General features: G+C 71.3%; 3 protein-coding genes. 1 reads left to right on the forward strand and 2 read right to left on the reverse strand.

The window, feature by feature from the left end; genetic code table 11:
- Positions 1-1310 (reverse strand): ShlB/FhaC/HecB family hemolysin secretion/activation protein (locus VF536_RS17785; RefSeq protein WP_331616195.1); only part of this gene is annotated, 1310 nt, incomplete at its 3' end.
- Positions 1311-1452: 142 nt separating this feature from the next.
- Positions 1453-3567 carry a filamentous hemagglutinin N-terminal domain-containing protein gene (locus VF536_RS17790; RefSeq protein WP_331616196.1) on the reverse strand — a complete coding sequence of 705 codons (2115 nt, stop codon included), beginning with the start codon at positions 3565-3567 and terminating at the stop codon, positions 1453-1455.
- A gap of 393 nt (positions 3568-3960) precedes the next feature.
- On the opposite strand from VF536_RS17790, the gene mfd reads away from it, so the two are divergent.
- On the forward strand, positions 3961-7092 hold a 3132-nt coding region (gene mfd / locus VF536_RS17795), incomplete at its 3' end, for a transcription-repair coupling factor (RefSeq protein ID WP_331616197.1).

The raw sequence follows: 7092 nt of genomic DNA on the forward strand, positions 1-7092 counted from the left end.
AGCTCCATCTGCGCCAGCGCGCCGTGATCGCCGGAGACCTCGCCCAGCGGCCACGCCCTCACGCTGCGCGCACCGCCCAGCGAGAACTTCCTCGACGCGTCCAGGTTCTTGTCGGTGAACTGTCCGCTGCCGCGCAGCAGCAGTCCCCAGGCCCGCCATTGCCTGAGCAGCGCGGCATCGGCCGACAGGACGAGGTATTCCCCCGCGGACCGTGCGCTCGCGGCATCCAGCGCCGCGGCGGAGGCGTCCCCCAAGCGCACGTTGCCCGCCTCCATCCAGACCCCGCCCCAGGCCGCGATGCCCGCCGACGGAGACATCACCGCCTGCAGCCCCGTCGTCACCGCGATCGCGCGCCTCGGATCCGACAGGGCCACGACCTTCTGCTCGTTGACCATGCGCCGGTGCTCCCCGCCGATCTGCCAGGTCAGCCGGCCCGCTCCCCTCGTGGTCAGCGGCACGACGGCCATCGCCCCCACGGTGTCCACCTGCCCCTGGGCGCCCAGCCGCGCGAACTCGCCGCCCAGTTCGTAGTGGTGCCGGCTGGCCGTCAAGGACACACGAGCGCCGCGCGTGCCCAGCGGCAGCGCGTAGGCCGCGGCGCCGTCCCAGCCCTTGCCGCTGTTCGCGCCGCCGCTGGCGGTCAGCCGGTCGCCGAAGAGGAGCAGGCCGTTCACATGACCCGCCACGCTCCCGCGCGCTCGACCCGCATACCGGTTGCCGTGGTTGTCGGCCCGCAGGTCCAGGCTCCAGCGGCGCGCCTGCTCCACGACCAGGTCGACATCGCCCTCGCCGACCTGGCCGCCCGGCCCCAGGGTCGCGGCCACCGAGACGCCGGGCAGCCGCGACAGGGCCTGCACCTGCCGTTGGAGTTCATCGCCGATCGGACGCCCGGGGCGGACATCGTCGAACCACGTCGCCGCGCCGTCCGCCGCGCCGCCGCGCAGGTCCACGCGACCGTAGCGGCCTTCCACCACGACCAGGCGGACGCCACCTTCCGCCAGTCCTTCCGCGGAGACGTACACCCGCGCGAACGGCCGCCCGGCCTCCCGCACCTGGCGCTCCACGCCGCGCGCCACGGCCTCGATCGTCGAAGCGTCCGGACGGCGATCGAGCGCCGCCTGCCACTGTCGCGTCAGCGCCTCGGCATCGAGTACGCCAAGGCCTTCGATGTGCAGGCGAAGCGGCGACGTGGGACGGACCTCGGGCGACGACTGGTCCGACCTCATGCCGGACGCTGGTGCAGTCGCGGCGGTGGCCGCCGTGGCGCTCGCGCTGCAGGGTGCGGCGACGCCGAGCGCCACGCCGGCCATGAGGAGCGCGCCGGCGCAACACTCGAGGCGCCTGGGCGAGCGACGGATCGATCGGGGAAGCGACCGCCCCGGGGGATGCAATGCAGTCATGCGAGAAGCGTGTTGGGAAAGGTGGGGGACCGGCGGCGTCGCCGGCCTCGGTTCACGGAGCGGGTGTCGCCGCCATCGCGTCGTCGACCGGACGGATGCCGCCGCGCTCCGTCAGTGACGGGACAGGCGGCTTCAGCAGCTCGTGAAACCGTCGTTCTTCGCAGGGCCGACCGGGGGCGCGAAACTCCTGCGGCCCGCGCAGGCATGTCGAGATCGACACCCGGTCCGCGACGTCCGAGGCTGTCGACGACGGCGTCCTGGACGTCGCGGGGGCGAGCCGGCGCGAAGGCGTCCGCGTGGGCTGATCGGATGCCACGGATACCTGCGTCCGTGCTGGATCGTCCCGCTGCTCGGGCGGCTGTTCGAGCGGCTGTTCGGGCGGCGGCTCGGGCGGCTGCGCGGGCCTTTTCATCTGCGTCGATTCCTGCGATGGCTCGGGCGCGAAGGTCACCGGCAGCCCCTGGGAGGTCTGCTGCGTTGGCGGCGAGGAGGGCAAGGAGGGCAAGGGTGTTCCGGCGTCGATGCGCGTCTCCTTCGGCAGCGCGTCATCGAACGTCGCCGGCGTCGATGCCTCGAGCCCGACGGCTGGGCCCTGCGACGGGCCGGCGGCAATCTCCGCGACGCGCACGTTCAAGTTGCCTTCCGGCAGCAGCGTGATGCCGTGCTCACCGGCACGCAGGAGATCCGCCCGCGTGCTTCGGGCGTCCTCCTGGCCGGCCATCGTGATGGCGACGAGGTCATTGCCGGTGTCGACTTTGAGTCGCCCGGCGTTCACCACGCCCAGGGTCAACCGGTCGGCCGGGCCGGATGACAACGACGGGGCGCGGGGCGGCAGTTTGAAAGCCACGGTGGAGCGTGGCGCCTGGATGACCGAGCCGGGCGACATCGTGATCGCGCCGACCGTGCCGCCACCCCTCACTGTCGACAACGCGAGATCGCCTGCCGCCCGTTCGATCGGCGCATCCAGCCGGATGTCCCGCGCGGACATCGAGAGCCCGCCGGCGTCCGCGCCCGCGTCGGTCGTGACGATGGGCTGCGTCACGGTGATGGCCCCGACGGCCGCCAGGTGGACGGAGCGCCCCTCGTCCAGCCATGCGGACAGGTCCGCGGCCTTCAGATGCGCCGGCGCCCCCTGTTCCGAGTCGGGAGGCAGATCGCTGCGCCGCCGCCGCTCGCCCGCGCCGATCTGCCAGGCGTGAGCGCCGAGTGTCAGTTGCCCGCCCCGGGTCTCCCCGAAGTCCAGGGTCGGCATCGGCCGTCGGCCGGCCTGCGCCAGCAACTCGATGGTGCCCGCGACATCCGCGGGTCCGCCCCCCTTCACCCGCAGCCGGGCCCGGTTGTCCACGTGCAACCCCGCCGAGGACCGCAAGGCCACGCGGCCGCCCGGGCCCGACTGTCCCGCGCTCGCGGTGAGCGTCGTGCGCCCGATGACGCGCAGGGGGACGCCGGCGACCTCGGGCCTGCCGTCGGCCCGGATGTCGATCAGTCCCGCCGGTGTCGTCCCAGGCGCGTCCACGTCCACGTTCACGTCGATGCCGACGCCGACGTCGACCTTGCCGATCTGGACATCGCTGCCGCGCACCCACACCTGCCCGCCCGGCGATCGGATGCCGCCCGCGATGACGATCTGCCCGCCCTGCAGGATCGTCAGCCCGCCCTTGTGCACGTGGACCTGCCCGTCGACAGAGATCGGGCCTCCCCCGAGGCCTTCTGCCCTCATCCCGTCCGCGTCCAGTCGGGGCCAGGTGTCGTCATGCGGCTGCGTGGACACGGCGAGCCCGCGGACGTCGATCCTGGCCTTCGGTCCGAACACCACCCCCTGCGCGTTGAGCAGGAACACCTGCCCGTCGGACTTCAGCGAACCCAGGATGCGGCTCGCCCCCTCGCCGACCACGCGGTTCACCGCGACGGACGACGAGTCGGGTTGCCTGAAAGTTACCGACGCGTGCTCGCCGATGTCGAATCGCTGCCATTCGATCGCCGCGCGACCACTGCGCTGGTGGATCAGCAGATGGCCGCCGGTCGGCGGGTCGACCTGCACGTCGCCGGCCACCGGACGCGCCAGGATCGGCAAGTCCGTCGGGGCCGGCGCCTGTCCGGGAACCTGGGCCACGGCCGTGGTGACCAGGGTGGCCTGGACGGCCAGCCAAGCGGCGGCGGCCAGCACGTGCCGGCGCGGCGCGGGAGGAGACGCTGGTGGAGACGCGGGAGAAGACGCGGGAGAAGACGCCGATCGTCGTGGCCGCCGGCCTGCGGTCAACGCCCTCTGGATGAATGAACTGCGCATCTGAAAACGTGGTCGATGGAAAACCACGATTCTTCGAAACGCGGGCGTTCCCACCAATCGCCGCGAATCACCAACGCGGTACCGCCACCCGCCTCGTCGCGGCGCCTTGACCCTGGAATACATCAGGAACCCCGCACCGGGTACGCCGACTGCTCCTGGAAGGCCCCGCGCGAAGCTCTCCTGTCGCTCCTGTCGCTCCTGTCACGCCCTGTCCCGCCGGCCTCCCTACAATTCCCCCAAGCCCCTTCCCGGGGCTGTTCTCATTTGTGCGCCATGCAGCTGTCCACGATCTCCCCCGGCAAACGCTTCACCCTGCCCCGTCCCACCGGCTCCGCCGACGCGCTGCTGCTCGCCCGCTTCGCGCGGCAGCAGCTGGCCGCCGGCCGGTTGACGCTGGTCGTCACCGCCGAGCCCGGCGACACGCAACGCCTGGAGGACGAGCTCAAGTTCTTCGCGCCCGAGCTGCGCGTGGCCGTCTTCCCCGACTGGGAGACGCTGCCGTATGACAGCTTCAGCCCGCACCAGGACCTGATCTCCGAACGGCTGGCCACGCTGTGGCGGCTGCTGCAGGCGAACGGGAAACCGGTGGCGGAGCGCGACCTCGACGTCGTGCTGCTGCCCGCGACCACCGCGCTGACGCGGCTGGCGCCGCCGTCCTTCCTGGCCGCGACGACCTTCAACTTCCGCCAGAAGCAGCGTCTGGACGAAGCCGGCCTGAAACGCCAGCTGACCCTGGGCGGCTACCAGCACGTCAGCCAGGTCGTCTCGCCCGGCGAGTACGCCGTGCGCGGCGGCCTGATCGACCTCTACCCGATGGGCTCGCTGGTGCCCTACCGCGTGGACCTGTTCGGCGACGAGGTGGACTCGATCCGCGTCTTCGACCCGGACTCGCAGCGCTCGCTGTACCCGGTGCCGGAAGTGCGCCTGCTGCCCGGGCGCGAGTTCCCGATGGACGAGGCCTCGCGCAAGGCCTTCCGCGCCCGCTGGCGCGAGAAGATGGACGGCGACCCGACCAAGTCGCGCATCTACAAGGACATCGACACGGGTCTGGCCACCGGCGGCATCGAGTACTACCTGCCGCTGTTCTTCGACGAGGTCGCCAGCGTGTTCGACTACGTGCCCGCCGAGGCGGGCCTGGTGTTGCACGGCGAGGTCGACGAGGCGCTGCAGCGCTACTGGACCGACACCCGCGAGCGCCACCGTTTCCTGCAGCACGACCCGGACCGGCCCATCCTCGCGCCCGAGGAGATCTTCCTGCGGCCCGAGGAGTTCTTCACCGCGACGCACCGCCACGCGGTGCTGGCCGTGCGCGGTCACGAGGCCGTCGACTATGCGCGTCCGCTGCCCGATGTCAGCGTCGAGCGCGGCGCGCAGGAGCCGCTCGCGCGGCTGGCCGCGCACCTGAAGTCCACCGACTTCCGCGTGCTGCTGCTGGCCGAGAGCGAAGGCCGCCGCGAGAGCCTGCTCGAACTGCTGCGGGACAACAAGATCGATCCGCCGTCGGTGAAGGACCTCGCCGAGTTCGAGGCCAACAAGGACGAGCGCTTCGCGATCACCGCCGCGCCGCTGGCCGCGGGCTTCTTCTGGTTCGAACCGGACGAAGGCCGCCAGATCCAGCTCTTCACCGAGACCGAGCTCTTCGCCACGACGCCCACCACGCGCCGGCGCCGCAAGCAGGAGCAGGTCAGCGACGTCAACGCGCTGATCAAGGACCTGTCCGAGCTGAAGGTCGGCGACCCGGTGGTGCACACCAACCACGGCATCGGCCGCTACCTCGGCCTGATCAACATCGACCTGGGCGACGGCCCCAGCGAGTTCCTGCACCTCGAGTACGCCGACAAGGCCACGCTCTACGTGCCGGTCGCGCAGTTGCACCTGATCAGCCGCTACACCGGCGTCAGCGCCGAAGAGGCGCCGCTGCACCGGCTGGGTTCGGGCCAGTGGGACAAGGCCAAGCGCAAGGCCGCCGAACAGGTCCGCGACACCGCGGCCGAGCTGCTCAACCTCTATGCCCGCCGCGCCGCGCGCGAGGGCCACGCCTTCCGCTACTCGCCGCACGACTACGAGGCCTTCGCCGCGAGCTTCGGCTTCGAGGAGACGCCCGACCAGCGCGCCGCGATCCACGCCGTCATCCAGGACATGATCAGCCCCAAGCCGATGGACCGGCTGGTGTGCGGCGACGTCGGCTTCGGCAAGACCGAGGTGGCGCTGCGCGCCGCCTTCGTCGCGGTGATGGGCGGCAAGCAGGTCGCCCTGCTGGCGCCGACGACGCTGCTGGCCGAACAGCATTTCCAGAACATCGCCGACCGCTTCGGCCGCTGGCCGGTCAAGGTCGCGGAGATGAGCCGCTTCCGCTCCGCCAAGGAGATCAAGGCGGCGATGGAAGGCCTGGCCGACGGCTCGATCGACATCGTCATCGGCACGCACAAGCTGTTGTCGGCGGAGGTGAAGTTCAAGCGCCTGGGGCTGCTGGTCATCGACGAGGAACACCGTTTCGGCGTGCGCCACAAGGAGGCGATGAAGGCGATGCGCGCCGAGGTCGACGTGCTGACGCTCACCGCCACGCCGATCCCGCGCACGCTGGGCATGGCGCTGGAGGGCCTGCGCGACCTGAGCGTCATCGCCACCGCGCCGCAGCGGCGCCTGGCGATCAAGACCTTCGTGCGCAGCGAGACCAGCGGCACCATCCGCGAGGCCATCCTGCGCGAGCTCAAGCGCGGCGGCCAGGTCTACTTCCTGCACAACGAGGTCGAGACCATCGAGAACCGCCGCATGAAGCTCGAGGAGCTGCTGCCGGAGGCGCGCATCGTCGTCGCCCACGGCCAGATGCCCGAGCGCGAGCTGGAACGCGTGATGCGCGAGTTCGTCGGCGGCAAGCACAACGTGCTGCTGTGTTCGACCATCATCGAGACCGGCATCGACGTGCCCAGCGCCAACACCATCGTCATCAGCCGCGCCGACAAGTTCGGCCTGGCGCAGCTGCACCAGCTGCGCGGCCGGGTCGGCCGCAGCCACCACCAGGCCTACGCCTATCTGATGGTCCCGGACGTCGAGGGCCTGACCAAGCAGGCGGCGCAGCGGCTGGAGGCGATCCAGGCGATGGAGGAACTGGGCTCGGGCTTCTACCTCGCGATGCACGACCTGGAGATCCGCGGCGCCGGCGAGGTGCTCGGCGAGCACCAGAGCGGCAACATGATGGAGGTCGGTTTCCAGCTCTACAACGAGATGCTGTCGGAGGCGGTGCGTTCGCTCAAGGCCGGCCGCGAGCCCGACCTGCTGAACCCGCTGGGCGGCGTGTTCGGCGCCGCGACCGAGATCAACCTGCACGCCCCTGCCCTGCTGCCCGACGGCTACTGCGGCGACGTGCACGTGCGCCTGTCCTTGTACAAGCGCCTGGCCACGGCC

The organism is Roseateles sp. (assembly GCF_036486225.1).
Lineage (GTDB): Bacteria > Pseudomonadota > Gammaproteobacteria > Burkholderiales > Burkholderiaceae_C > Roseateles.